General features: G+C 64.0%; 22 protein-coding genes. 12 read left to right on the top strand and 10 right to left on the bottom strand.

The genetic code is table 11. The features are described from left to right. Positions 1 to 5: 5 nt before the first annotated feature. Entirely contained in the window at positions 6 to 968 is a 963-nt protein-coding gene (locus Q0X62_RS02340; RefSeq protein ID WP_297731192.1) for a hypothetical protein, read from the bottom strand. Between the two features lie 161 nt (positions 969 to 1,129). On the opposite strand from Q0X62_RS02340, the gene Q0X62_RS02335 reads away from it, so the two are divergent. The 5 genes from Q0X62_RS02335 to Q0X62_RS02315 all read left to right on the top strand — a co-directional run bounded on the left by Q0X62_RS02335 (position 1,130) and on the right by Q0X62_RS02315 (position 5,985). After that, positions 1,130 to 1,705, top strand: a complete 576-nt coding sequence (locus Q0X62_RS02335; protein ID WP_297731190.1) for an RNA polymerase sigma factor — start codon at positions 1,130 to 1,132, stop codon at positions 1,703 to 1,705. Positions 1,706 to 1,717: 12 nt separating this feature from the next. Further along, positions 1,718 to 2,107, top strand: coding sequence for a DUF6768 family protein (locus Q0X62_RS02330; protein ID WP_297731188.1), 390 nt, complete (start codon positions 1,718 to 1,720; stop codon positions 2,105 to 2,107). A gap of 35 nt (positions 2,108 to 2,142) precedes the next feature. After that, positions 2,143 to 3,807, top strand: coding sequence for a hypothetical protein (locus tag Q0X62_RS02325; RefSeq protein WP_297731186.1), 1,665 nt, complete (start codon positions 2,143 to 2,145; stop codon positions 3,805 to 3,807). A gap of 158 nt (positions 3,808 to 3,965) precedes the next feature. After that, positions 3,966 to 4,853, top strand: a complete 888-nt coding sequence (rpoH, locus tag Q0X62_RS02320) for an RNA polymerase sigma factor RpoH (protein WP_297731184.1) — start codon at positions 3,966 to 3,968, stop codon at positions 4,851 to 4,853. Positions 4,854 to 4,941: 88 nt separating this feature from the next. Beyond that, entirely contained in the window at positions 4,942 to 5,985 is a 1,044-nt protein-coding gene (locus Q0X62_RS02315; protein WP_297731182.1) for a DUF481 domain-containing protein, read from the top strand. A 3-nt stretch (positions 5,986 to 5,988) separates the two neighbouring features. On the opposite strand, the gene Q0X62_RS02310 is transcribed toward Q0X62_RS02315, so the two are convergent. Continuing rightward, on the bottom strand, positions 5,989 to 6,654 hold the full coding sequence (locus tag Q0X62_RS02310) for a lysoplasmalogenase (RefSeq protein ID WP_297731179.1): 666 nt from the start codon (positions 6,652 to 6,654) through the stop codon (positions 5,989 to 5,991). A gap of 70 nt (positions 6,655 to 6,724) precedes the next feature. Between Q0X62_RS02310 and Q0X62_RS02305 the strand changes: the two genes are divergently transcribed. After that, the gene (locus Q0X62_RS02305; protein ID WP_297731177.1) at positions 6,725 to 7,999 is read left to right on the top strand and encodes an alpha/beta hydrolase-fold protein; all 1,275 of its coding nucleotides are present in this window, start codon (positions 6,725 to 6,727) and stop codon (positions 7,997 to 7,999) included. Between the two features lies 1 nt (position 8,000). Here the strand turns inward: Q0X62_RS02305 and Q0X62_RS02300 are convergent, their stop codons facing one another. Then, the gene (locus Q0X62_RS02300) at positions 8,001 to 9,317 is read right to left on the bottom strand and encodes a trypsin-like serine protease (RefSeq protein WP_297731175.1); all 1,317 of its coding nucleotides are present in this window, start codon (positions 9,315 to 9,317) and stop codon (positions 8,001 to 8,003) included. Between the two features lie 210 nt (positions 9,318 to 9,527). Here Q0X62_RS02300 and Q0X62_RS02295 point away from each other — a divergent pair, with 210 nt between their 5' ends. Further along, complete coding sequence (locus tag Q0X62_RS02295; protein ID WP_297731174.1) at positions 9,528 to 10,010, top strand: hypothetical protein; 483 nt, start codon at positions 9,528 to 9,530, stop codon at positions 10,008 to 10,010. A gap of 20 nt (positions 10,011 to 10,030) precedes the next feature. On the opposite strand, the gene Q0X62_RS02290 is transcribed toward Q0X62_RS02295, so the two are convergent. From Q0X62_RS02290 to Q0X62_RS02270, 5 genes are all read right to left on the bottom strand, one after another. After that, positions 10,031 to 10,852, bottom strand: a complete 822-nt coding sequence (locus Q0X62_RS02290; protein ID WP_297731172.1) for a PhzF family phenazine biosynthesis protein — start codon at positions 10,850 to 10,852, stop codon at positions 10,031 to 10,033. Positions 10,853 to 10,865: 13 nt separating this feature from the next. Then, positions 10,866 to 11,702 carry a thioredoxin family protein gene (locus tag Q0X62_RS02285; RefSeq protein ID WP_297731171.1) on the bottom strand — a complete coding sequence of 279 codons (837 nt, stop codon included), beginning with the start codon at positions 11,700 to 11,702 and terminating at the stop codon, positions 10,866 to 10,868. Between the two features lie 102 nt (positions 11,703 to 11,804). Further along, positions 11,805 to 13,586 (bottom strand): ABC transporter ATP-binding protein, encoded by a 1,782-nt coding sequence (locus Q0X62_RS02280; RefSeq protein ID WP_297731169.1) that lies wholly within the window; start codon positions 13,584 to 13,586, stop codon positions 11,805 to 11,807. A 501-nt stretch (positions 13,587 to 14,087) separates the two neighbouring features. Then, a complete protein-coding gene (locus tag Q0X62_RS02275) occupies positions 14,088 to 15,020 on the bottom strand; it encodes a thioesterase family protein (RefSeq protein ID WP_297731167.1) in 933 nt (310 codons plus the stop codon). A 4-nt stretch (positions 15,021 to 15,024) separates the two neighbouring features. Next, complete coding sequence (locus Q0X62_RS02270; RefSeq protein ID WP_297731165.1) at positions 15,025 to 15,456, bottom strand: transcriptional repressor; 432 nt, start codon at positions 15,454 to 15,456, stop codon at positions 15,025 to 15,027. Between the two features lie 115 nt (positions 15,457 to 15,571). Between Q0X62_RS02270 and Q0X62_RS02265 the strand changes: the two genes are divergently transcribed. From Q0X62_RS02265 to Q0X62_RS02250, 4 genes are all read left to right on the top strand, one after another. Then, the gene (locus tag Q0X62_RS02265; RefSeq protein WP_297731163.1) at positions 15,572 to 17,698 is read left to right on the top strand and encodes a TonB-dependent receptor; all 2,127 of its coding nucleotides are present in this window, start codon (positions 15,572 to 15,574) and stop codon (positions 17,696 to 17,698) included. 124 nt (positions 17,699 to 17,822) lie between these two features. Further along, positions 17,823 to 18,443 carry an OmpW family outer membrane protein gene (locus Q0X62_RS02260; RefSeq protein ID WP_297731161.1) on the top strand — a complete coding sequence of 207 codons (621 nt, stop codon included), beginning with the start codon at positions 17,823 to 17,825 and terminating at the stop codon, positions 18,441 to 18,443. A gap of 153 nt (positions 18,444 to 18,596) precedes the next feature. Further along, on the top strand, positions 18,597 to 19,382 hold the full coding sequence (locus Q0X62_RS02255; RefSeq protein ID WP_297731159.1) for a SapC family protein: 786 nt from the start codon (positions 18,597 to 18,599) through the stop codon (positions 19,380 to 19,382). A gap of 157 nt (positions 19,383 to 19,539) precedes the next feature. Then, positions 19,540 to 21,666, top strand: a complete 2,127-nt coding sequence (locus tag Q0X62_RS02250; protein ID WP_297731157.1) for a protein-disulfide reductase DsbD domain-containing protein — start codon at positions 19,540 to 19,542, stop codon at positions 21,664 to 21,666. Here the strand turns inward: Q0X62_RS02250 and Q0X62_RS02245 are convergent. Then, the gene (locus Q0X62_RS02245; RefSeq protein ID WP_297731155.1) at positions 21,663 to 22,139 is read right to left on the bottom strand and encodes a hypothetical protein; all 477 of its coding nucleotides are present in this window, start codon (positions 22,137 to 22,139) and stop codon (positions 21,663 to 21,665) included. The genes Q0X62_RS02250 and Q0X62_RS02245 overlap by 4 nt on opposite strands. A 180-nt stretch (positions 22,140 to 22,319) precedes the next feature. Between Q0X62_RS02245 and hisS the strand changes: the two genes are divergently transcribed. Beyond that, the gene (hisS, locus tag Q0X62_RS02240; protein WP_297731153.1) at positions 22,320 to 23,795 is read left to right on the top strand and encodes a histidine--tRNA ligase; all 1,476 of its coding nucleotides are present in this window, start codon (positions 22,320 to 22,322) and stop codon (positions 23,793 to 23,795) included. Between the two features lie 285 nt (positions 23,796 to 24,080). On the opposite strand, the gene Q0X62_RS02235 is transcribed toward hisS, so the two are convergent. Next, positions 24,081 to 25,178: a hypothetical protein gene (locus tag Q0X62_RS02235; protein ID WP_297731151.1), complete on the bottom strand. Its 1,098-nt coding sequence runs from the start codon at positions 25,176 to 25,178 to the stop codon at positions 24,081 to 24,083. Positions 25,179 to 25,311: the final 133 nt, after the last annotated feature.

Genomic DNA, 25,311 nt, shown 5'->3' with positions numbered 1-25,311 from the left:
CCGGTTCAGGGTGCAGCGATCGCGAGGCAATCGCCCAGACGTGCGATCCGGGCCGGATAGTCTGCCTCGATGTAGAGTTCCGCCGTGGCAATGGCGGCGGTCAGCCCCTCGGTGATGTCAGTGACGGTCATGCCGCTCTCATTGGTGCCGGCCAGCCCCTCCCGGTCTTCTGCCCCGGTGGTCACCGGCTCTCCGGTCTGGTTGCTGTCGGGGTCGAGCGCCCGCGTGGCGGCGATCAGTGCCGCGATGTCCGGAGCCTGGGCTGCGAGCCGGTCATGGATGTGGGCATCGGCCGCCTGCCAGCTGATGGCCAGCGCGCCGGGAAAGCGGCGGATCGCGCCATAGGAGTCGCGCAATTGTGGCCTCAGCGTGTCGGCCTGGGCGACCAGGCTTTCCAGACTGGCCGTGTCGGCCGGCGGCGTTGCGACATCATTGGCCGCACGCCGGGCCAGCGCTGACAGCGTCGTCAGATCGACATAGGCGGTCTCCATGCCGGTCCGATCGTTGGCGTTATAGCCGTCTAGCACGGTCAGGGCCTCCTGGGCATAGCAATTCATGGCCCGCGCGCCGGCATCATAAATCTCGGCTTGTTCGGTCTGGTTGAGGCCACTGCGCAGGGCGGTCGAGGCGCCCAGTCCGAACGTGGCGGCGCGAAGATTGTCCTCATGGGCCCCGAACAGGCCGAAGCCGGCGAGGCTGAGGGCGGAGGCCAGGGAGAAGCGGTCCAACATGGCGCGATCGCCGGTAATGGCCGAGTACCGCGCGATGTAGAGGCCGGAGCGGTCGGCAATGGATTCGAGCTCGCAACCCAGCCGGATGGCGCGCCAGCTGTCCGAGCCAACCCGTGTGCCGCTTGTGTCGCAATCTTCGCTCGTCTGCGCTGCCGGAGGCGGTGGTGGCCCGTTGAGGGTCGTGCAGCCTGCCAGAAGCAGGGTCGGTACGCAGACACAGGTCAACAAGCCACGCATGAAAGCCTCCCTCAATCTCCGCCACACTACAACGTATGGTCACGAATGACAATCAAAGGTGGTTGTTGTGTCGTGGATCCGCACAAGGAATTGAACCGAGTCCCGCGCCGTGCGCACCTTGTCCTGGAATGCCGCCCTCGGGCGCGGCAGCGGGAGATATCATGCAACGTGACCGCAAGCGCGTTCTGTCGGAATACCTGATCGTTTCGGCGCATGCCGGCGACCGGGTCGCGCTCGATCGCCTGTGTCGGCTGTGGCATGCGGATTTGTCGCGCCATGCCGGCCGGTTGATCGGTGAAGTCGATCCGGCGCGCGATATCATGCAGGACGCCTGGTGCGACATCCTTCGCGGCCTCAACTCCCTGCGTGAGCCTGCCGCTTTCCCGGCCTGGGCCTATCGCATTGTGGCTCGCAAATGCGCCGCCGAGATACGGGGACGTCAATCCACCCGACGCATTGCCGAGGCTTACACCGCCGAGATGGGCGGGGCATCGGTCGACGGTCGGCAGGCCGCGGAAAACGCTGCCGATGCGGGCGCTATCCGAAAGGCCATGGCCGACCTGCCGGACGATCAGCGTATTGCGCTGGCGCTTTACCACCAGGACGGGCTCTCGGTCGCCGAGATCGCCGTCATCACCGACACACCGGCGGGCACCGTCAAGACCCGTCTCATGCACGCCCGGCGCAAGCTCGCGTTGGCGCTCAATCCGGCTATGCCGGATGCCGATCATTCGTGAAAGGAGATCGCGATGACCACCAAGACTGAAGACCTTGACCGTCTCATCCTGGAAGCCCTCGATGAAGACGACCGCGCCGTTCTTGGCGACCTTGCCGAGGAACCCGGCTATTTCGCGCAGGCCTTTGGCCTGTTTCGCGGCAAGCTCGGCTGGGTGATGTGGATCGCCTATATCGGCAACATCATTGGTGCCGGCCTGGCCATCTGGGCGGCTTGGAAAATGTTCCAGACCACCGACCCGGTCATGACCGTCCGCTGGGGCGTCGGTGTGGTCGTGGCCGTCAATTTCGGCCTCTTCATGAAGAACGGGCTGGGCCTGCAAATGCAGAACAACCGCATCCTGCGCGAACTCAAACGCGTCGAGCTTCAGTTGGCCCGTGGCCAGGCGAAGGAAAGCGTGTAAGTTGATCGAAAGGCTGGTCAGGGTTGTGAGGTATCATGGTTTTCAGGATGGTTTTGAGAGGCTTGGCTGGCGCGGTCCTGCTGTCCGCGCCGGTCACAGCGCAGTCGGTGCGAGAGGCCGCAGGCACGTTGACAGACCGCTTCGGGTCGGTACGCGCCGAGATTGATGGCGAGCCGGCTGAAGATGTCCTCCGCGAAGCGCTGGTAGAGTTCGGGGAGCTCGAGAATCCGCCGGATCGAGCGAATCTGCTCCGCCAAGTGACCGGCGAGATCGCAGTGCAACTGGATGATGCCGAAGCCGAACAAGATGACGCGCTGGCCCTCTACATCCTGGAAACCTACCTGCCCTTCTGGCTGCCCCATTTGGGCGAGCGGGAGCGGCAGAACCGGATAGAGCGTTATCTCGCCCTGTCCCGATCAGTGTTGGAGCATGATCGCAACTGGATCCATCAAAGCGGGATACCGGTCTTCTACACCCAGCTGGTGGCGGCAGGCCTCCACGATGCGGCCAGCACTGTAGCGGACGCTCACTTTCGGCATCTCGACCAGGTTCTGGCAGGCCTCAGCGGCGCCGATCGGCTCGATTTTCTTACGCAATCACGGCGCCATGCCGGCGAAATGGCTCGGGATGAGGCCGAGCGCCAATACCGGGCAGACGCCGCCGATCTTCTCCTGGCCAACCCCGATTGGTACCTCGGCGGGCCCGTCCTCGATTGGCATGCGGCCTGGGGGCCGGAGGAGCGGGATCTGGCGGGTGCGCTGATGGCAGGACTGCCAGAGGAACGCCTGAATGATGCGATCTCCCTGCCGTTTCTCGATGGGCGTCGCATTCTCGCACTGCGACTTCGCGTGGCCGATGGTTCGGTGCTGCCGGGGGAGGCTATCGAACAGGTCTGGCGGCGACCTTATGCGGAGCGTCGCCGCGGCATTGATGATGCCGCCGATCTGGCTGATGCCCTTGTTCGCGACCTTCACAGGGCTGGCGACACGGACGCGGCCATCGACTTGCTCGTGACCTATCAGTCCCTGATGTTGGAAAGCTCCGGCGTGCGCCTGGTCGAGCTGTGGGGCGAGCTGGGCGACTGCGCCCGGGCTGGCGCCGCGACGCGTCTCGCCGTGCATGCGGACAGCCGGCCGGACCGGGCGATGCTGATGCTGATGCGGGGCGAGGATGACGCGGCGTGGGAGGAGTGGGCCAATGTCGACTCACACGCCTTTGGACAGACGAACATGTTGCGCCATTCGCAAGGCGGATGGCGGCCGCGCATGGGGGCGCAATTGCTGGCCTGCGACCGTCCCGGATTCGCCCGCACGGCACTGGATATCCAGACGTCAGGCGCTCCGAATCCCTGGCAGCAATTCTACGAGGTCGATACCAACTGGCTGGCGCTTTGGGCGACGGTCGAGACCGAAAGCGGTCGACGGGCTGTGGAGACGGCCTTGTGGCTCTATCGCCCCGGCCAGGAAGGTTGGTATGATGAAGACGTCTCGCCACTCCTGCCGCTGCTGCGTCTTGAACGCGGGGACCGCCTGCGCGACCGCCTCCTGGTCATTGGCCTCATGCTGCGCGGCATGCCCGAAACTGACCGGGCCGTCTGGGGGCCGATTTATCGTGCGGTGATCTGGAACAATGTGGATGATCTCGATACTGATTACCGGCTCGCCTCGCTCCTGCTGCTCGCCGCCACAATGCCCGACTGACCCTCTCAACCATTCACGAATGACACCCATGCGCATCACAGGCATGTGAGGGGGTTACATTCGGTAAGCGGGCTCCCCAAATAGGTCTCGGACGAGGCGCCGGGGGACGTGCAAATGTCGCATGTCTGAAGACGTCTCGATGGGATAGGATACGTGTCATGGCCAATGCAGTTTCAATGACGCTCTCGCCCGAACAAGGGCTGTCGAGCTACCTCTCTGAAATCCGTCGTTTTCCGATGCTGGAAAAGGACGAGGAATTCATGCTGGGCAAGCGCTGGCGTGAACATGAGGATAGCGGCGCGGCCGAAAAGCTGGTCACCTCGCATCTGCGCCTCGTGGCGAAAATCGCCATGGGCTATCGCGGTTATGGCCTGCCGATCGCGGAAGTGATTTCCGAAGGCAATGTCGGCCTGATGCAGGCGGTCAAGAAATTCGACCCGGACAAGGGTTTCCGCCTCGCGACCTATGCCATGTGGTGGATACGCGCCTCGATCCAGGAATATATCCTGCGCTCCTGGTCGCTGGTGAAAATGGGCACGACGGCGGCCCAGAAAAAGCTCTTTTTCAATCTCCGCCGCATGAAAAGCCAGATGCAGGCGCTTGATGAGGGTGATCTCAAGCCGGACCAGGTCGAGGCGATTGCCACCAAGCTCGGCGTGACCACGGATGAAGTGACCTCGATGAATGGTCGCCTGTCCGGCCCCGACGCCTCGCTTAACGCTCCGCTGCGCGGAACCGAGGGCGAAGGTCAGTGGCAGGACTGGTTGTCCGATGACGAGGCGGAAAGCCAGGAAGACGAGTTGGCCGAAAGCGACGAGTTCGACACCCGGATGCAATTGCTGCAATCGGCCATGGGCGAGCTCAATGAGCGTGAGCAGCACATCCTGCAGGAGCGCCGCCTGTCCGACGAGCCCAAGACGCTGGAAGAACTGGCCGAGCATTATGGCGTCAGCCGTGAGCGCATCCGCCAAATTGAAGTGCGGGCGTTTGAGAAGCTCCAGAAGGCCATGAAATCCATGGCCAGCGAGCAGGGTCTGCTCAACTAGCGTCAAGATTACAGAAACCCTGCATGGGGCATGACTGGACGCGTGTTTTCGTCAAATCCAGGACGAGGCGCGACGAGAGGACTTGCCCATGCGTGACCTGATTGCCCTGCTTCTGGCAGCGGCCGGCGGATTTTATTCGCCGGTTTTTGCCGATTTGTCCGATGATTACCGCGTCCTGATCCAGGCCGCGGACGAGACGCAGAGCGATCCGGACTTCCGCAAGACCGTCGAGCTGATCGCCGCCATTGCGGAGGGCGGCGAGGCCGACGTGCTGGCTGCCGTCTCCGAGCTCGCGCCCCGTCGGCAATCCCTTCTGGCCGATTGGACTATAACCGAAGCGCCCGCGTCTGATCGCGCCGCTCCGGCCGAACCTGGCCTTGCCGCCGCGCCGGTCCGCCTGGCACGCGCCGACCAGCCCGCGGATGACAGAAACGGTTCTGAAGGCTGGTCTCCGGTGGCAAAGCTGGCCGAGGCGATGGCCTGGGTCGAGCCGGAAGAATGGTCCGGCCGTTCACGCTTCGGGGTCACCATCGATACCGGCAATACCGAGCAGACCGACTATAATTTCGCGCTTGAGCTGGATCGGACGCTGGAAGGCGGCTGGGGACTGGACAGCAAGGTCGCGTATCATTTCACCGAAAGCGCCGGTGCTGTTACCCGCGACAACTGGCTGGTCGAGCTGCGCGGCGAGCGCAATGTCATCGATGCCTGGGGCTATTATATCGGCGGCACTTACGAGCAGGATCGCCTGTCCGGCTACCAACACGCGGCCTTTGCCACCGCCGGTGCCTTGCACCAGCCCTTCGACAGCGATCGTGTCGCCTGGGATTTGCGGGCAGGGCCGGGCATGCGGTATCGCCTGCCCGATACGGGCGATGCGGAGACCGACTGGATCTTCGAGATGGGATCCACCCTCAATCTCGCCCTGACCGAAACCACCGATTTCGCCGCCGAGACCACGATGCTCGCCGGCCCGGCCTCACGCGCCGACCAGCGCTTCGCGCTGACCACCGCGATCGCCGAGGATTGGGGCATGGAGCTGGCCTACCGGATCAAGCACGAATTCGAGCCGCAGCCGGGCACGCAGCCGACGGACAGCAATCTCAACGTCTCCATCGTTCGCGACTTCTAGCGGTCAGGTCGTGGGCTGATGGGCAAGTCCGAGCGTGATCGCCGCCTGGCCGAGATAGTAGCAGATCCAGACGACCGGGCCGGCCCAATCCAGCTCGCCGGCGAAGAGACGGATGGCGAGCACGCTGTCCGAGACCACGAAGAGCAGGGCGCCGATCATGGCGAGTAGGGGTGAGCGTCCGAGAATGGCCAGAACGGCCATGACCAGGATGATGCCGTTATAGACTGAGGCGGCGATCTGCAATTCGCCGAAATGGGGCTGCAGCCAGTTCATCATCGCCAGGCCAGCGAGTGCAACCGCCAGGGCCGCGATCCGGCTCAGGCCACCGCGCGGACCGGCTTCCATGCGCCAGCGGGCAAACAGCCAGATATAAACAAGATGCCCCAGTCCGAAGGCGGCAATGCCGAGTGGCAGGACGCTGGCGTCGAGGGCGAGGAAGACGTCACCCAAGGCGCCAAGCGCGAGACCGACGGCCAGCACCAGATGTCCGGCGCGAAACGCGTAGGCGGCGAGCAGGGCGACCCCGGCCGCCTTGATCACGACATTGGCGGGGAAGGGGGCGGAGAGCCCGAAATCATCGAACAGATAGACCAGGGCGAACAGGCCGGAGGCCGTCAGGATCAGGCGTGAGACACGGTCGTTTGGCCAAGTCTGTGTGATCAGTGTCATCTCTGCTCCCCCCCAATCGGTCCGCCACGCTAGACTGGCTTTGATGTGCGGGGAAAGAGGGCAGGGCAGAATGGGTGTGCAGATCCGTCGCTTGGCAATCGCGATGATCATGTTGTCGGGCCTGGCCGGGCCCTGCCTGGCGCAAGCCGTGCCCGTGACGTCATCCGCGGTCCGCGCGCTTGAGGACATGCTGCGCGAGCGCCCGCATGCCCGCGATGAAGCCTGGCGAAGCCTGTCGGATCCGCGTCTGCCGCGTATCGCACCGGACCCTGACAGGCCGGATCATGCCCGGGTCACCTTCGCCTGGCGCGGCGGCCCGGAGACGCAATCGGTGCGGCTCGACAGTGTCATCAATGTCGACCGGGCGCGTCAGCCCGTCACCGATTACCGCGAGGATTTCACCCTGCCCATGACGCGCATGGAGGGGGCGGATATCTGGACGCTGACCCTGTCCGTGCCCCGCGATGTGCAGGCGGTCTATTCCTTCCTGGTCGAGGAGGGCGGCGGCGAACAGCGTTGGTCCGATCCCGCCAATCCGGTCCGGCTGGGCGGGCGCGACGGCGAGTCCCTGCTGCGCCTGGATCGCGCACCCCGTGCGGATATTCATCGACCGCTCGCCTTCGATGCGGCCATCGCGCCGCAACAGCTGCGCGTACAGAGCGAAGCGCTGGGACGGACAGCGCGGCTGGATGTGTATCGCGCGCCCGACGCTGCGCCGGATGCACCGCTTCTCATCCTCTACGACGCCTTTCTGTGGGGCCAGCGGGCGCCGGCGAGTGACTTGCTGGTGCGCCTGGCCGAGGCCGGCGAGATCCCGGCCACGCATCTTGTCCTGATCGACCAGCTCGATGCGGCTAGCGCCGATCAGGCCTATGCCGACCAGGCGGCCTTCATCGCCGACGAACTCCTGCCCGTCCTGCGGGACCAGGCCGGACTGGCACCACAACGCGAGACCACGCTCCTGGCCGGTGCCTCCCGCCGCGGCCTGTCGGCCAGCCTGACGGCGCTGTCCCGTCCTGATGTGATCGGTGGCGTGATTTCGCTGTCGGGTTCTTTCTATTGGGCACCCGAGGGTGAAGCGCCGGAATGGGCGGCGCGTCAGCTCTCGCAAGCGCCCGTCCCGGCCCCTGTCTTCCATCTGGCCGCAGGCCGGCTTGAAACCGTCGTGACAGTGACCAATCGCGGCCATGTCATGCTGGACACCAATCGTGCCATGGCGGCAGCCTTGGACGCCAACGGCTATCAGGCCGAGCTGGCTGTCTATCCCGGCGGGCATGACATTGCGGGCTGGCGCAGCGCGCTGGCGGAGGGCCTGGTCGCGCTGCTGGGGCCTGATGGAGACTGACTTATTTGGGCGGCTTCACACCGGTAGTCGGGCGCGACGCGGCGATCGTGCCGTTTCGGCCCGAAGCGAAGTCGTCCAGATAGGGAATCCAGCGATCCGCCCGGGCGGCGATATAGATCATCGGGCCATTGGGATTGGAGCGGAAATTACTGTCCGTCGCGACCACGAAATACTCCTCCCCCTCGCGCACCATGAAGGGTGAGCCGCTATCGCCGCGCGTGGTGTCGCAATCATGGGCCATTGTGTTGTCGTTCTCGATATCGACCATATGACAGCCGATATTGCCGGACAGGTGCATGCCGGTATCCCAGCTGTATCCGCCCTGGTAGAGCTCGGCCTGCATGGCGCCGCGACGGCCTTCCGTTTCGACCAGGGCCCGTACACCGACATGGCCGAGCGTATCGCCCAGCGGCTGGTCGATACGCAGGAGGGCCCAATCGGTCCCGTCCAGATCATCGCCGGAGGAAAAGCGCCGGGAATCCCATTCCGGATCGATCATGTGATCGATGACCCGCGCCGAGAGCGTGCCGCCGGGGCGGCCGTAAGCGGTGGTGAAAGTGCCGCGTGAATCCGGGCGGCCGTCATCATCAATGCAATGCGAGGCGGTGATCAGGATGTCCGGTCCGATCAGCGTCGCCGTGCAGGCTCCGCCGCTATCGAAATCGACCTGGCCGACCACGCTCCAGGGGAAGGTGGTGGTATCGTGGAAGACGCGGTCATCGCGGCCGAAATAATGGTCATTGATGGTCAAGGGCCGCTCGCGACCAAAACAATCGGCGCGGTCCGTGCGCTCGGCACAGGCGCCATCACCGATGCCCGGTTCGTTACAGACGCCGTCGAACGCGGTCTCGCAACTGTCATTGCGAAAGCGCAGATGGATGATGTCGCCGCAATCGGCGAGATCAGTGGCTTGCGTACAGGCGCCGGTGCCGAAGCCCGGCTCGTCGCACTCGCCATCATTGGCCCAGCGGCAGGTATTGTCCTCGACTCCTTCGACCAGACGCCAGCAATCGGAATAATCCGTGCCGACCTGGCAGGCGCCGGTGCCGATGCCCGGATCATCGCACTCGCCATCATTGGCCCATTGGCAGGTATCATTGCCGGTATAGCGGGTGGAGGCGGGTGTCGTGCCGCTGCCGGGCTTGGGCGGCTTGACGTCAATCTGGCGCAACCAGTTGCGGATCTCGCGGCTGGACAGGCGCTCATTGGCCGGCGCACCCGCCAGTTCAATGACGGTCTCGGTGGCCGGGGCGTCCTCGGCGATGGCGGATGAACCCAGTGCGACGGCCAGGGCCGCGATCCAGAAATGATGGCGCATGATCAACTCCTCTGCCCGAACGCTCCGCCGCGAATTGACCCTTGGTGCGGCGACAACAGACGCTTCCCCCGAAGCGAATTATACCGTCCATACAACGTTCATCGCGATGACTGGAAGCTGAACATCGCCTTCAAGCCCCGGTCAGCCGCGATTTGCTTGACTGTCTCCATCACGAGTACGGCCCCCTGCCGTTCGATGAAGGAGACCGATATGACACCTTTCAAAGCACGCCTCGGCATTGTCTTTCTGGCTCTGGTCGGATCGGTCGCTGCCACCGGAGCGGCCAGCGCCGGCACCTGGCACCTCAATGCGGCTGCCTGCCCCGATCTGCGCGAAGATCGCCGCGATTCCCGGTACATGGACGGCCGTTTCGATCTTCGCGAAGACCGCCGCGATGCCAGCGTGATCGAATGTCCGCCGCGAGCCTGGTCCTACCAGCCCGACCGCTATGAACGCGACCGCCGATACACCCGTATCGCGGCCCTGCCCGCGACGCCCGGCTTGGTCTATGTCGCCCGCAATGGCCGCTATTATGTCCGCGGTTATCGAGGCCAGACCCAATGGATTGATGTCGCCATCCACTACCCGCGTGGCTATCGCGGACACCGCTTCGGTCCGAACCGGTTCGATCACCGCTTTGATCGACGCGATGACCGGCGCGGTCGGGGTCGAGGCCGGGGACATCGCCAATAGCGCGATCGTCGCCCATGTGGTCAGACCATGATCTGGCCATCCAGATAGCGCGGCGCGTGGCCCAGCAGGGTCACGCGTTCGCCTTTGGGGGCCACTTGCAGCGCACCCGGGCGCTGCCCGATCTGGCGGGCACTCAGCCGCATCTTGTCGAGCCGCTCCGACCAGTACGGCGCCAGCGTGCAATGCGCCGATCCCGTGACCGGGTCCTCGTCCACGCCCGAGGCCGGGGCGAAGAAGCGGGACACGAAATCGCTTTTCTCGCCCGGTGCGGTGAGGATGATATTCGTATCGAGGGCGCGCAGCTTGGCATGATCCGGCTCTGCCAGACGCACGGCGGCTTCATCAGCAACGACCCACATCTGATAGCGGGCGCCATGGATGCGCGTGACGTCGAACACGATCTCTGGCGAGGTGTCGAGCCCGAGGGCGGCTTCCAGTGCGTCCGATCGCCGGGCCGCTTCAAAGCCGATCGCTGGCAGGTCCATGGCATAGCCGTCGCCCTGATTGTCCCGGCTGACGGCGAGGCGTCCCGAGCGGGTGTCGAAATGCGCGGTCCGGCCCTTGGCCAGGCCTTCCTCGATCACGATGGCGCCCGCCGCGAAAGTGGCATGGCCGCACAGATCGACCTCCACCGCCGGCGTGAACCAGCGCAAATGCCAGACATCCTCGCCGCGCGGCACCAGAAAGGCGGTCTCGGAGAGATTGTTGGAGTTGGCGATGCCCAAGAGCTCGCTGTAAGACAGGAATTCATCCATCAGCACGACGCCGGCCGGATTGCCGGTATGGGCCTGGCCGGGAATGGCAAAGCTGTGGACTTCGTAATAGGGCAGACGCGTCGACATGGCGGTTCGCCTCCTACCAGCGTTCGCTCTGATGGGGTCGGAAGCGCAGGGCGAGATCGGGGTTCTCCGCATCCAGCGCCGCGACAGTCTCGATTGTGAAGGGCTCGCCGTCGGCTCGCTCATTCAGGGCGCCAATGACCATCGCGCGGGCCTCCTGGCGCAATTGTGCGACATCGCGGGGCAGGTTGCGGCGCCATTGTTCGACCTCTCGGTCGAGAGCGCGGTAATTCTCCGGGCGGTCTGCCTCATCGGCAATGCGCCATGCGCCGACATCGCGATAGGCGGCGGCGAGGCGGTCGCCTTCTTCCTCCTCGAAAATGTCGATCTCGATCATCATCGACTGGTAGACCAGCGAACTCTCGACGAGACCGCCGGTCGCCGGCTGCGCATCGGCCCAGCGGGCAAACCAGGCGCGGGCCTCCTCGATCGGCGTGGAATAGGCCGAGCCCCAGAAATTTCGCTCATCGCGATTGAGCAGGGTCTCGTCGGCCGGATCGATCACGAAGACGGTCGGCGTGGCATAGATAGCGGCGACCCCGAAACGGCGCATGATGTCCTGGTTCCGGTCGCGCCAGCCGACATCGATGAAGCGGGTGACAAAGTGGGCCTCCAGCGTGGCGGCGAGCTCGGCATCCTCGAAATGATGTGCCAGGCCGCGACTGTCATGGCACCAGTTTCCGCCCAGCACGAGCAGGAGGCGCTTGTCTGTCGCCAGGGCTTCGGCGAGGGCCGCATCGACCACATCCATGGCCGCGAAATTCTCGTCGAAGGGGCGTGGGTGTTCGTCGTCCGCCCGTGCAGGGCCGGCGACAATCAGGATCAGGACGGCGAACAGGGCGGCCAGACGCATGACAGGACTTCCTTCGTTTCAATGAGTGCCAGTCAAGCATGATCGCGCGCGATGGAACAGGCGGAGGCGCGGCATCCGCCTGTTCTTCGCGTCATCGTGATCCTAGCCCGCGGCCAGGGCGGCGAGGCGGGCATAGAGGCCGTCATCATTGGCCGCCAGCTCGTCATGCGTGCCCTGTTCGACGATCCGGCCCTGATCGAAGACCAGGATGCGGTCGGCATTGCGGATGGTCGACAGCCGGTGAGCGATCAGGATGGTCGTGCGACCTTCCATCACTGCCTCCATCGCGGCCTGGACATCGCGCTCGGTCTCATTGTCGAGGCTGGAGGTGGCCTCATCGAGAATGAGAATGGGCGCATCGGTGAGGATAGCCCGTGCGATTGCAACCCGCTGACGCTCGCCACCGGACAGTTTCACACCGCGCTCGCCGACCAGCGTGTCGAAGCCCTGCGGCAGACGATCGATGAAGGCGTCGGCATGGGCCGCCTTCGCGGCCGCCATGATCTCCGCTTGCGTCGCATCGGGCGCGCCATAGGCGATATTGTCGGCAATCGAGCGGTGGAAGAGCGCCGGATCCTGGGGCACCAGCGCCACATTGCGGCGCAGGCTTTCCTGGGTCACCGACCGCACATCCTGACCGTCAATCCGCACCGCGCCTTCGGTCACGTCATAAAGACGCTGAACCAGTTTGACGAAGGTCGACTTTCCCGAGCCGGTCGGACCGACCAGGGCCACCGTCTCGCCCGGCGCAATGTCGAGCGAGAAGTCGCGATACAGCGGACGCGTCTGGCCGGCATAGGTGAAGCCGACTTCGTCGAAACGAATCGCCCCGCGCTGGCGCTGGAAGTCCGGCGCGCCCTCGCGATCATCGACTTCGCTTTCCTGAAGGTCGAAGACGGCGAGGTCCTGGATCTCGTCCATGCCGCGCTGGACCTGCTGCACCTGTTCACCGAAGCGCCGCATATAGCCGGACACGATCATGTAGGCCGTCAGGGCGGCCACGACATCGCCGGCCGAGGCCGCACCTCGCGACCACTGCCAGACCAGCAGGCCGACCAGGGCCGCCTGCATGGTCAGATCGGTGACAATATTGACCAGCCAGGAATTGACGAAGCGGCCCCAGGTCTTCTTGGTCTCCGTCCGCCAGCGCCAGGCCAGTTCATGGAAGCGGGCATCCTCGCGGCCTTCGGCGCCAAAGCTCTTCACCGTGGCGACACCGCCAATGGCATCCGCCAAGGCGCCGCCGATCTCGCTGTCGAGCGCGTTCGAGCGGATATTCTGCGGCCGGATGTAATAGCGGCTGAGCAAAAGCGACGAGGCTACGAAACAGGCCATCACGACAAAGACCACACCGCCGACCAGCGGCCAGCGGAAGGCCATCATCGCGGCAATGCCCAGCATCACACCAACCGAGGGCGCAATGCCCATGAAGATGTTGATGGTGACATTGTCATAGGCCCACATGCCACGCGTGATTTTGCGCACCACCGAGCCGGCAAACGTATTGGCGTGCCAGTCCAGCGAGAAACGCTGGACCCGCGAGAAGGCATGCGTGGTCAGATCCGCCATATTGCCCGAGGAGAAGGGCACTTCGCAGCGCGAGGCCGACTGGCGCAGGGCGTAGAAGACCAGTGCCGCGCCCAGATAGGTCAGGAAGGCGGGCCAGGGCGCACCCGCTTCGGGACCGGCGGCCAGGGCATCAATCAGCCCGCCCGCGGCGAGCGGGATCATCAGCTCGGCAATCGTGGCCAGCACCATGAAGGTGATCATGCCGGTCAGAAGGACCGGACGGCGCCCCCATTGGCGGCCCAGATAGGCCAGCACCTGCAGATTGGACAAATTGCGGGCGCGGGGCGTTTCATCTTGGTTTTGAAAGTCGGACATCTCAGCAGCGGACCCGGGAGCAGCAGCGCTGCGGGGTCCGTCCTCATGGCAATCATCATCTGGAAGACAGGCAAGTGACGCAGCGGAGTCCCGAAGGCGGCGACCGGGTTGCGGTCGAAGCGGTTTCGGGGTCAGGCAGCGCGCCGGCTACCTGTTTTGCCTAGATGAAAGTTCGCATGGATCTGCTCTCTTGTGCCGATTGATCCGGGAGGCGGTGGGTAGCCCGGTCCGGCGGACTGGGCAAGTGTGCCACGGGTGGGTTTCGCGTTTGAGGCGAGATGTGTGGCGTTGGGGGCACAGGGCGGCTCGATGCGAGCCCCGCCCTGGTTGATGCCAAGCTCTAGGTCCTTCCCCTTGATGGGGAAGGTGGGCCGAGGGGCAGCCTCGGGTCGGATCGGGCGAAACGCGCCAGCGTTCCGGCACCGACGGCCCGTCACCCACTCCGTCTCGCCCTGACGGGCGATCCACCTCGCCCATCAAGGGCGAGGACCTGCCTGGGCCCTAAGCCTCAATCCCCGGCACCACCGCCGCTTCCACTTTCGCCTGGGTCGCCGCATCGATTTCCGCCAGCTTGCGCTGGTCGAGATCCATGGGGGCGGCGACGCCTTCCATGGTCCACCAGGGCTTGCCGGTGGCGGGTTCAAGCACCCAGTGGACGATATTGCGGACCTTGGTGTCGGCGGATTTTAGACCGGAGCGGATGGCATAGCCGTCGCCGGCACGCGGCCAGCGATGGACATGGATGCAGCACTCCAGCAGGGCGGAACCGATATTGCCCGACGGTTCGCCGGCATGCATGGCCCATTCTTCCGGAAAAGCGGCAGCGAAATTGGTCACGCTGTCGGAGACGCGTCCGAGCAGAAACTCGGTCCGCATCCAGCCAAAGGCGTCCATCTCGTGCGGGCCGAAGCGGCCGCGGCCGATCGGGGTCAGGGCGAGGGCGTCCGCGGCACTCAGCGAGACCGGGCGGCTGCCGGGTCTGGTGGTGAGGCCGCGCGGAGCGGCAAAGTCGGGCGTTTCGACCTGCAAGGCCCTGGCGGCCTTGGCGAAGCGGTCCGGCCAGGCGAAGGCTTGCGCCGTGTCGGGCGCGGCATGAGCCAGCTTGATGGCAAAGCTGGCGGCCGGTTTGCCGGTGCCGGAATGGCGCATCACCAGGACCACGTCGGCCGAGGCGCGGTCATGGCCGACAAAACCGCCCTCGATATAGAGCGGCGCGCCGGGGCGGGCTTCGGCCAGAAAGCGGATGTGCAGGGTTTGCGGGATCAGGGTCGCCAGGGCGTCGGCGCGCTGGATCGGGTTGAGCCCGGCGGCTTCGGCCAGATTGGCCAGGGCTTCACTGGCGCGGGCGAGATAGAAGCGGACATTGAAATGCCCCAGCTCGTCGCATTCCCAGGCATTCACGCAGCCGCGCCAAAGCTCGATCATTGTGGTCATTCCCTCAGGCCGGCCGGCAATTGGCGCATTGACCGAAATGCTCGACCACCGAACGCTGGATCATGAAGCCCTCCGGCGCATTCATCGGCAGCGGCGCGCCATGGCGTTCCTCGACGGCGCCACAGGTCGAGCAGATGAAAAGCTCGGCCCCGCCCTCATCATGGGCATGGCTGCAGCCGACAAAGGCGTTGAGCGCCTCGACCTTGTGCACCAGGCCGGCGGTCATCAGGAAATCCAGCGCGCGATAGACGGTCGGCGGCTTGGCGGAACCGGGGCCCGGCTTGAGCGCTTCCAGGAGGTCATAGGCCTTCACCGGCCCGTCGGCCTCCAGCACGAGTTCGAGCACGCGCTTGCGCACGGGGGTGAGTTTCTCACCCCGTTCCAGGCAATGGGCTTCGGCGGCGTCGAGCGCCTTGGTCAGGGAATCAGCGGTCATCTTGCCGATATTTAATCACGCTTTGCCGCATTTCCCAGCGCTTCGGCATTGCCGTGAAGTGAATGTTATAATATCACGCTCTCGAATTGTTCTGTTATTACATATCGGGGAAGCCATGTTCGCGCGTCTGTCCAACACCACTGCCATGATCGCCCTGCTGGCTGGAGCCAGCCTCGGCGGTACCGCCTTCGCCCAGGATGGCGAGCGCGATGAGGACGTCATTGTGGTGACCTCCTCTGTGCTGGGTGTTGCCGCCGACGAAGTCGCGGGCGCGGTCGAAGTCGTCGACCGCCGACATCTGGAAGACAATCTGTCCGGCTCCCTGGCCGACACGATCGCCCACGAGCCGGGCGTCTCCACCACCTATTTCGGTCCCGCCGCCAGCCGTCCGGTCATCCGAGGTCTCGGCGCCGACCGGGTTCGCGTCCTCGTCAATGGCGTCGGCCTGATTGATGCCTCGACCAACTCACCCGATCACGCGGTTGCCTCCGAAGCCCTGGAAGCCCAGAGCGTCGAGATCCTGCGCGGGCCGGCGGCGATTGCCTATGGCGGCGGCGCGATCGGCGGTGTGGTCAATGTCATTGACGGACGCATTCCCGAAACCCGCGCCGAGGACGGTCTGGACGGTCGCTTCTACGGCTCGCTGACCTCCGTCGACCAGGGCGAGACCGCAGCCGGTCGGGTGCGTTTCAATGCCGGCGAGTTCGTCATCAATCTGGAAGGCCTGCTGCGCACCGCCCAACCCTATGACATTCCGGGCTTTGCCGAGTCCGAAACCTTCCGTCTCTTTGAAGAGGCGGAAGAAGACCATGATGATGTTCATGATGACGACCAACATGCTGATGAGCACGGTGAAGACGAGCACCCTTATGGCACAGTCGAGAATTCCGGCCTGGATTTCAGTTCCGCCTCGGCCGGGATTTCCTGGGTCGGTGAGAACGGCTTCATCGGCGTTGCCATCAAACAGTCCAATGCCCTCTATGGCATTCCGGGCGGCCACGCCCATGGCGGGGAAGACGACGAAGATCACGACGATCACGATGACCACGAAGAAGAACACGGTCATGATGAGAGCGTCCGCATCGATCTCGAACAGACCCGTTTCGACCTGCGCGGCGAGTGGCGCGACCTCGGCGAGCATATCGAGCGCGTGAAATTCTCCTTCGGCACGGGCAGCTATGAGCATGTCGAGCTGGAAGGTGACGAAGTCGGCACCCGCTTCACCAATGAGGGCTGGGAAGGCCGTCTGGAAGCCCGCCATACCCCGATCGATCTGTGGGGTGGTGTCTGGGAAGGCGCTGCCGGCATGCAGGCCTTCAACCGCGACTTCGCAGCGATCGGCGATGAAGCCTATGTGCCCCCGTCGGAAACCGCCGATTGGGGTGTCTTTCTGGTCGAGCGCTGGGATGCCGAACGCTGGGGGCTGGAAGGCGGTCTTCGCTTTGAAAGCCGCGATCTGGATACCGCAACGGACAGCCGCAGTTTCGAAACAACCAGCTTCTCCGGATCGGTTTTCGTGCGTCCGGTACGCGATACCTTCCTCGCGCTGACCTTGTCGTCCAGCGAACGCGCCCCGACGGATGTCGAACTCTTCGCCGACGGCCCCCACGTCGCCAGCCGCACCTATGAACTCGGCAATACGGCCCTCGATGTAGAGCGCGCCGTGTCCGCTGAATTGACCGCCCGGACGCAGCTCGCCGACTGGTCGCTGGAGGCCTCGGTGTTCCGGGCCGATTATGACGGCTTCATCGCCGCCTTCGCGACTGGCGCTGAGGCGGACGGTTTCCCGGTCTATGCCTATCGTCAGGAAGATGCCGTCCTGTCGGGCTTTGAAGGCCGACTGGAAGGGCCACTGGGTGATTTTTCCGGCTGGGCCTTTGATGGCGAGCTGACCGGTGAATATGTCGAGGCGAGCCTCGATGCTGGCGGTGACCTGCCGCGCCTGCCGCCGCTCTCCTTTACCGCCGGTGTGACGGCGTCGCGGGATGGTCATCAACTCCACCTCGAGACCGAGTGGGCCGATGTCCAGGACAATACGGCGCCCTTCGAGCTGAAGACTCAATCCTATGTCCTGGTCAATGCGCGCTGGTCCTTCCACCCGGTCGCGGAACGCGATTTGCGGGTCATCCTGGAGGCGCGTAATCTGACCGATGCGGAGGCGCGTCTGCACACCTCCTTCCTCAAGGACCAGGTGCCGTTGCCGGGCAGCAATTTGCGGGCCGCGCTCGTCCTCGATTTCTGATGCATTGCCGGCCTGCGTCAGCCTGCCGCGCGGCGGGCTGACGCGCGGCGAAACGCGCACTCCCGAACGTCGGCGAGAGGGTCCAGAAAGTCCCTAGATTATTTAGGGACGAAAGGATCACCCCATGAAACGCCTGTTCTTCACCGCTGCCCTTGCCGCGCTGGTCGCGGCTCCGACCGCCTCCGCCGAGAGCGGTGACTGGCTGGTCCGCCTGCGTGGCATCAATGTGGCCCCCAATGAGTCGGCCGATATCGCGACCATCGGCGGCGATGTCGATATTGACACCTCGATCGTGCCGGAACTGGACATCACCTATTTCCTGCAGGACCAGTGGGCGGTCGAGCTCATCCTCGGCGTGACGCCGCATGATGTGATGGCGGTCGGGACCTCGCTCGGAGACGTCGACCTGGGTGATGTCACGCTACTGCCGCCGACGTTGACGCTCCAGTACCATTTCAATCCGGATGGCCAGGTGCGCCCGTATCTCGGCGCGGGCGTGAACTACACCCACTTCTTCAATGAAGACCTGCCGACAGGCACCACGCTGACATCGATCGATTATGATGCCAGCTTCGGCCTGGCCGCCCAGGCCGGCGTGGACTTCGCGATCGATGAAGACTGGTTCTTCAATGTTGATGTCAAATACATCGACATTGATACGGATGTGACCATCAATGGCGCCATTGCCGCCGATGTGCAGATCGATCCGGTGGTGTTCGGCCTCGGCTTTGGCCGTCGTTTCTGATCGTTTTCAGTCGATGTTTCAGGGCAATGCCGGGCCGTTTGGCGGCCCGGCATTTTTCTTGCGAAGGCACGGATGTACAAGCCTGCGCCGATCCGTTGCCGGGGCAGGGCTAATCCGCTATCCAGTGCCCAAAGAACTGAAGGGGTTTCTATCATGGTCGACGCTGCCGCCACCGAGCCGCGCCTTACCGGAACTGTTCCGCTCTACAAGAATGTAGAGCCGCTCAACCGACAAAAACACGCCACTTACGGGGTGAATACGGTCACGCAGCCGTTCAACTTCCTGAAAGAATGGCATTTCGTGCCGGCCATCAGCGCCGAGTTCGCCTTCGCCTGCGGCAGCTATCCGATCATCTTCCTCGGTGAGAAGAAGATGCCGGTTCTGGTCATGGGCCTGCGTCAGGGTTCAAACCTCTTCGTCACCGAAGACGGCCAGTTCGACAATGAGCACTACATTCCGGCCTATGTCCGCCGCTACCCGTTCGTGAGCGCGGCGAACCCGAACGACCAGCCGTCAACGGTCTGTGTCGATCTGGACGCCGACTTCGTCGTTTCGGAAAACCCGGAGCGTCCTTTCTTCGACGCCAATGGCGAGCCGACGGATTACACGCAGCAAGCGATCGATTTCGTGTCGGCCTTCGAGAATGACGCGAAGACTACGGAAGCTTTTGTCGAGCGTCTGATCGCGCTGGACCTGCTCGAGAAGAAAGACGTCAAGGTTTCCAATCCGCAGGACCCGGACAACCCGGTTACCGTGGCTGAATACTTCGGTGTCTCCTCGGAGAAATTTGACGCTCTTCCGGCAGACAAGCTCAAGGAAATGCAGACCAATGGCGATCTCGGTGCCATTGTCTCGCACATCATTTCCCTGCAGCGCTGGGAACGTATCCTGCGCCGCACGTCGAGTGTGGCCAACGCTGCGGCGTCGGCCCAAGCCTGAACGCCTGACGCATCCAAATGAAGAACGGCCGCGCCTGTCTGGCGCGGCCGTTTGCATTTGTGATCACGGTTGCGGGATCGCGGTTCGACCTTTGCGGAAAAGCGACTATATCCTCAACGCAAACGCTGGTTTCAGCAGATTTCCACGAGGTTTTTTGATGCGTGTCCTGAACGGGCTTTCCGGTTTTATCCTTTTGGTCGCGCTGGCTGCCCTCGGCAGCTTCACGCCCGCTTCTGCCCAATCGGGCTGGTCGCGGGGGGAAGCCATCATCGAGGCTGAACTGGTTGCCGAGCAATCGGTCGTCGCTCCGGGTGACAGCTTTTATATCGGACTGCATCAGATCATGCCGGATGGATGGCATACTTATTGGCGCAATCCGGGCGATAATGGCCTGCCGGTGGAAATCGACTGGACCCTGCCGGGCGGCGTCACAGTCGGTGAGGTCGTCTGGCCGATGCCGATCGAGCTACCCCTGACCGATGCGATCATGGACTACGGTTACAAGGGCGAGCTGGTCTTGCCGATGCCGGTTTCAGTCCCCGCCGATTATGCCGGTTCCACGCTCGCATTGCGAGCCGATGCCACTTGGCTGGTTTGTGAAGTTATCTGCGTCCCCGAAGAGCGCACGCTCTCACTGACCCTCGATGTCGGCCCTGAAGCGCAGCGCGATGAAGCGGGTTATTGGTATATCCGCGAGGCGCTGGACGCCGAACCTCAGCTGGACCCGGCTGTTTCCGCGAGCCTCTCGATCGAAGGCGGGCGCGTCATTCTCGAGCTGGCCGGCAGTGATTTTGCCAATCCGGACGCGATCGAGGATCTCCGATTCTTCCCCTATGAAACCGGCGTGATCCGCAATGCGGGCGCACAGATTGTACAGGCGGGTGAGGGAACAACCCTGGTCTTGATGGAGCCAGGCTATGCCGCGTCAAGCGCCGGCCGTGCCCGCCAGGACGGTGTCGTCAGTTGGCAGACCAGCGGATCAGAGGTTCGGCAAGCTATCGCGGTCGAGGCCGAGCCGGGCACCGGCGGTTTCGGTCTCGCCCCCGTGTCGGGCGGGATGCCCTCGGCTGACGGGATGAGCACGGGATTGCTCAGCCTTGTTCTGCTCGCTTTCGGTGGCGGACTGATCCTCAATCTGATGCCCTGCGTCTTCCCGGTCCTGTCGATCAAGGTTTTGAAATTTGTGCAGGCCGCCCATGCTGATTCCGGTGCTGTTCGGCGTCAGGGCGGATTTTTCCTGATCGGTGTGCTGTTGAGTTTTGTCGGTCTGGCCGGGGCATTGGTCCTGTTGCGTGAAGTGGGCCTCCCGGTGGGCTGGGGTTTCCAGCTTCAGGTGCCAGTCGTGGTCGCAATCCTGTCACTTCTGCTCTTCGCGATTGGCCTCAACCTGATGGGGGCGCTCGAGGTTGGCACGCGCATGATGGGCCTGGGTGCCGGTCTGGCGGACAAGCCGGGCTGGAAGGGCGCTTTCTTTACCGGCGTTCTGGCTGTCGTGGTCGCGGCGCCGTGCGTCGGGCCGCTGGCCGCCGGCGCGCTGGGGCTGGCCCTGACCCAGCCGGCACCGGTGGTGCTGCTGGTCGCGGCCGCCATGGGACTGGGCCTTGCTGCGCCCTTTGTCATCTTCTCCCTGTCACCAACCCTGTTGCGTTTTCTGCCCAAGCCGGGGGCCTGGATGGTGACTTTCCGCCAATTCCTCGCCTTCCCGATGTTCGCCTCGGTGATCTGGCTGAGCTGGGTGCTGACGCTGCAATCCGGTCCGATCGCCCTGGTTTTCCTGGGTGCGGCCATGCTGGCGCTCAGTTTCGCGATCTGGGCGCACGGCCAGGGACACACAATCTGGTCGATCATCGCCATTCTCGCGCTGCTGGGTGGTGTGATCAGCGTTGTGGCGATTGCACGCCTGCCCACCACGACCAGCACGCAGACCCTTTCCGGACGGGTCGAGCCCTGGTCGCATGAGCGGGTCGCCGAGCTTCAGGCCATGGGGCAGCCGGTTTTTGTCGATGTTACAGCGGCCTGGTGCGTGACCTGCCAGATCAACAAGCTGACTGTTCTGGACTCGGAGACGGTCGAAGATGCGTTTGATCGCTTTGGTGTTGCCAGCCTGCGCGCTGACTGGACCAATCGCAATGAGACCATTGCCAATCTGATCGCCGATCACGGGCAGGCGGGTGTGCCGCTCTATCTGCTCTTCCCGGCGTCCGGCGGTGAACCGCGTGTCCTGCCGACGGTCCTGTCCTCCGGTGGTATGGTCGAGGCGCTGGAGTGGGCGGCCAATAATTAGCCGTCCGAAATGGCCGGACAGCTGGCCGGAAGCGGGACGCTATCGAGATCGGCTTCCCCGTCGACGGCCGGCGCAATCTCGCTGGCATCCGACATCAGCGCTGCCAGGTCCGCATAGATGTGGGCCTGTTGGGCCGCCGTTTCGGCTGCGTTAAGCGCCTCGAGGCGTGATGAGGCATCCGCGGACATGCCTCGGAAGATGCAGCGCAGATCGAGGGGGCCGCCAGCCTCGTCAATGCGGCGGCTCATCAGCATGGCTTCCAGGGCGAATTGCTCCAGTTCGAAGGAAAACGGGTCCTCAATGTCGAGCGGCGTGGCAGGGGCTGCCGGACGGCTGGCGGCCTCGCGAGAGCGGACCCGGGCGGTTTGACCAATGGCCTCGGCGAAGGCGGCAAACTCGCTGCCGGGGCCGGCCGACGCGGCGCTGGAAGTCAGAACAAGCGCGATCGAGGCAGCTAGCAGGGCGGATTTCATCACTCTCTCCGGTCAGTTCAATCCTGATTATCGCAGTAACGCCTTGATTTCCGGTGAATGGACCGGCATCTCCCCTCTCAGCCTGCACAGGCGGGTTCACAGGGCCCGCTCGCTCGTGGAAAACACCGCCTGATCAAGACCGCAGCGCCGGGCGCTGCGGCGGACAAACCGGAGATCGTGATGAGCGCCAAGAAACCCTTCCGACCCAAGGCCCGCCGACCGCGTGGCTTTGAAGATCGCAGCGGGTCTGTTCTCCGGGTCGAGCGCCATCTCGTCGAAACGGCCAGCCGTGTCTACGACGATTGGGGTTTCGAGCCGCTGCAAACCTCGGCGTTCGAATATGCTGACGCGCTCGGCAAATTCCTGCCCGACGAGGAGCGCCCCAATGAGGGCGTCTTTGCGCTTGAGGATGATGACGGCCAATGGTTGTCGCTGCGCTATGACCACACCGCGCCGCTGGCCCGTTTCGTGGCCGAGAATTTTCAGGACCTGAACAAGCCCTATCGCCGCTATCAGGCCGGCGATGTCTGGCGCAATGAAAAGCCGGGACCGGGGCGTTTCCGCCAATTCGTGCAGTGCGATGCCGACACGGTCGGCGCCGGCAGCCCCTCGGCCGATGCCGAGATGATCGCGCTCGCCGCCGATGTGATGCGGGCGGTCGGTCTGGCCGATGGTGATTATGTCGTGCGGGTCAATGACCGGCGCATCCTCGACGGTGTGCTGGAAAGCATCGGTGCCGCGGATCCGGAGCGCCGCATGCGCGTGCTTCGCGCCGCTGACAAGCTTGACCGTTTGGGGCGTGACGGCGTTGCGCTTCTTCTCGGCGAGGGCCGCAAGGACGAGTCCGGCGACTATACCGAAGGCGCAAAGCTGGATGCAGGCGGGATTGATACCGTCCTCGGATTCCTGGATGCCGGTGGTGGCAGCCGCAGCGACGTCATCGCCCGCCTTGAACCGCTGATCGGCACGTCACAGACCGGCAAGGCCGGTCTGGCGGCGCTGGCGGAGATTGATGGGGTGCTGTCGGCCATCGGCGTTGATGGTGACCGCGCCCTGTTTGACCCGTCGGTCGTTCGCGGTCTTGGCTACTACACTGGCCCGGTCTTCGAGGCCGAGCTGCTGGCCCAGGCGCAATATGAGGACGGCTCACCTATCCAGTTCGGCTCGGTCGGCGGCGGTGGGCGCTATGATGACCTGGTTTCGCGCTTCACCGGGCAGGCTGTGCCGGCGACCGGTTTCTCTTTCGGGGTCAGCCGCTTCGCCGCTGCCCTGTCCGCCCTGGGTCTGACCGGTTCGGTCGAGGAAAAGCCGCTGGTCCTCGTTGTCGCCAGCGAGAAGGATCGCTCGGCCGATTATCTGGCCATGGCGGGCGAGCTGCGGGCGGCCGGTTTCCGGGCCGAGGCCTTTGTCGGGTCAGGCAATATGGGCAAGCAGATGAAGTATGCGGATCGCCGCGGTGCGGTGGCGGCCGTTATCGTCGGCTCGAACGAGCGCGAAGAGGGCCTCGTCACGATCAAGGATCTCAAGCTGGGCGCGCGCCTGGCCGCTGATATCAGCGACAACAAGGCCTGGCGGGAAGAGCAGCCGGCCCAGGAAACGGTGGCCCGCGAGGGCTGGATTGCGGCGGTATCCGCAGTCGCGCAACGCAACAAGTAGTGGCGAAAAGTCGAGCGGATGGCGAGGCTTATCCCCAAGCGTTAAGATAATGGGGGTTGACGTAACCAGAGTGCTACGTCAACGTCGAAAACGGACTGGGCCTGACCGCTCTGTCCTTTGGCGTTTCGGGGAGGAGACGCCCTTTATCGACCAACCGTTATCTCGGGGCTGGCTTTTGCCAGCCCCTTTTTTTGTGCGCTTTCACAATAGGCTGGGCCTGTTTGCCACGAGAAAGGGCGGGCCGCATGTGCGAGCCCGCCCTTTTGGAATCGGTGCCGGACCGGCCTAGCGCTCGTCGTCATCCTCATCGATTTCGACAATCACGACCCGCTCGCCGCCATCCAGTTCGATGACGCGTCGGCCTTCCCCGCGGCGCAGGCGCTCAACACGCATTTCGCGCTCGGCGCGACGCCCGTCATGACGGCCCTCCAGACGGTCGATCTCAAGCCGGTTCAGCCAGTCGACCAGATCGTCGCCGGTCTGTTCCTCACCATCGATCCAGACGCGGCGGCGGCCATCTTCGTCCTCGATCCGGATGTCGTCGGCGTCATTATTGCGGAGGACGTCTTGCAGGCGTTCGACATTTGCCCGGCCAGCCTGCCCATCACTGCGCAGGACTTCGACGCGGGCCCGCGCCCTGTCCCGTTCTGCACGTGCGATTTCGCGTTCGGCGCGCGCCATCTCACGGGCGGCGCGGCGGACCTCTATCCGGGCCATGCGGCGGGCACCTTCCATTTCGGCGTGGGCCTCGCGCATTTCCCGACGCGTCTCGTGCATGGCCTCCCGAATCTCTTCGCGGGCCTCACGGATTTCGGCGCGTACTTCCTCGCGTTCCTCCGGTGTGAGGTCGTCCCAATCATCCGTGTGGACGATGCGGCCTTCATCGAGGCCGGCCAAGGCCAACTCAAGAGACGCCATGACGCCGGCTTCGATGCCCTCGACATCCATGTCGATGACCATGCGCGCGATATGATCTTCCATCTCGGCGAGATGTTCCACGCGCTCGGCCATATGCAGTTCGAACGTCCGGCCCATGCGGGCATGGTCGCCTTCGATGACGCGGACATTCACGCCGTCGATCACGACCACACCGTCATGTTCGACATCGACCACTTGGCCATCAATGCGCACTTCGCCGTCGACAATCTCGATCTCCTGGCCATCGACATTGATCACCGAGCGTTCGCCGTCGCGATCGATATGGATGGTGCGATCGCCACCGGCGCCGCGCACTTCCACGATCTGACCATCATCGCCGATAAATGTTGCATGGCTGTCGCTCGCGACATGAATGCGGGTATGCCGGTCGCGATCATCGTCCAGCGCATAGGCGGTGGCACCGGTCACGGCCAGGGCAATACCCGCCATCAGAAATTTTCTCATTGCTGCAATCCCTCTTCGATATGACGCAAATGTGATCGCTGCCGCCTTACGGCGTTCCTGTGCCGGCCTAAAATATTTGTCACCTGATCAGCCGCGCGCGACGCGTTCGGAACAAGGCTGACGTGCCGCACAG

It is taken from the genome of uncultured Maricaulis sp. (assembly GCF_947259345.1).
In the GTDB taxonomy this organism is placed as follows: Bacteria; Pseudomonadota; Alphaproteobacteria; order Caulobacterales; family Maricaulaceae; genus Maricaulis.
This window is presented reverse-complemented; position numbering and strand designations above follow the sequence as displayed.

Bases quoted from the DNA above. Each gene is read 5' to 3' on its own strand.
- Q0X62_RS02315 (WP_297731182.1), top strand. From the start codon at position 4,942: ATGCGTGACCTGATTGCCCTGCTTCTGGCAGCGGCCGGCGGATTTTAT.
- Q0X62_RS02285 (WP_297731171.1), bottom strand. From the start codon at position 11,702: ATGCGTCTGGCCGCCCTGTTCGCCGTCCTGATCCTGATTGTCGCCGGC.
- Q0X62_RS02325 (WP_297731186.1), top strand. From the start codon at position 2,143: ATGGTTTTCAGGATGGTTTTGAGAGGCTTGGCTGGCGCGGTCCTGCTG.
- Q0X62_RS02265 (WP_297731163.1), top strand. From the start codon at position 15,572: ATGTTCGCGCGTCTGTCCAACACCACTGCCATGATCGCCCTGCTGGCT.
- Q0X62_RS02295 (WP_297731174.1), top strand. From the start codon at position 9,528: ATGACACCTTTCAAAGCACGCCTCGGCATTGTCTTTCTGGCTCTGGTC.
- hisS (WP_297731153.1), top strand. From the start codon at position 22,320: ATGAGCGCCAAGAAACCCTTCCGACCCAAGGCCCGCCGACCGCGTGGC.
- Q0X62_RS02305 (WP_297731177.1), top strand. From the start codon at position 6,725: ATGGGTGTGCAGATCCGTCGCTTGGCAATCGCGATGATCATGTTGTCG.
- Q0X62_RS02335 (WP_297731190.1), top strand. From the start codon at position 1,130: ATGCAACGTGACCGCAAGCGCGTTCTGTCGGAATACCTGATCGTTTCG.
- Q0X62_RS02245 (WP_297731155.1), bottom strand. From the start codon at position 22,139: ATGAAATCCGCCCTGCTAGCTGCCTCGATCGCGCTTGTTCTGACTTCC.
- Q0X62_RS02270 (WP_297731165.1), bottom strand. From the start codon at position 15,456: ATGACCGCTGATTCCCTGACCAAGGCGCTCGACGCCGCCGAAGCCCAT.
- Q0X62_RS02330 (WP_297731188.1), top strand. From the start codon at position 1,718: ATGACCACCAAGACTGAAGACCTTGACCGTCTCATCCTGGAAGCCCTC.
- Q0X62_RS02310 (WP_297731179.1), bottom strand. From the start codon at position 6,654: ATGACACTGATCACACAGACTTGGCCAAACGACCGTGTCTCACGCCTG.
- Q0X62_RS02235 (WP_297731151.1), bottom strand. From the start codon at position 25,178: ATGAGAAAATTTCTGATGGCGGGTATTGCCCTGGCCGTGACCGGTGCC.
- Q0X62_RS02255 (WP_297731159.1), top strand. From the start codon at position 18,597: ATGGTCGACGCTGCCGCCACCGAGCCGCGCCTTACCGGAACTGTTCCG.
- Q0X62_RS02340 (WP_297731192.1), bottom strand. From the start codon at position 968: ATGCGTGGCTTGTTGACCTGTGTCTGCGTACCGACCCTGCTTCTGGCA.
- Q0X62_RS02275 (WP_297731167.1), bottom strand. From the start codon at position 15,020: ATGACCACAATGATCGAGCTTTGGCGCGGCTGCGTGAATGCCTGGGAA.
- Q0X62_RS02300 (WP_297731175.1), bottom strand. From the start codon at position 9,317: ATGCGCCATCATTTCTGGATCGCGGCCCTGGCCGTCGCACTGGGTTCA.
- Q0X62_RS02290 (WP_297731172.1), bottom strand. From the start codon at position 10,852: ATGTCGACGCGTCTGCCCTATTACGAAGTCCACAGCTTTGCCATTCCC.
- Q0X62_RS02260 (WP_297731161.1), top strand. From the start codon at position 17,823: ATGAAACGCCTGTTCTTCACCGCTGCCCTTGCCGCGCTGGTCGCGGCT.
- Q0X62_RS02280 (WP_297731169.1), bottom strand. From the start codon at position 13,586: ATGTCCGACTTTCAAAACCAAGATGAAACGCCCCGCGCCCGCAATTTG.
- rpoH (WP_297731184.1), top strand. From the start codon at position 3,966: ATGGCCAATGCAGTTTCAATGACGCTCTCGCCCGAACAAGGGCTGTCG.
- Q0X62_RS02250 (WP_297731157.1), top strand. From the start codon at position 19,540: ATGCGTGTCCTGAACGGGCTTTCCGGTTTTATCCTTTTGGTCGCGCTG.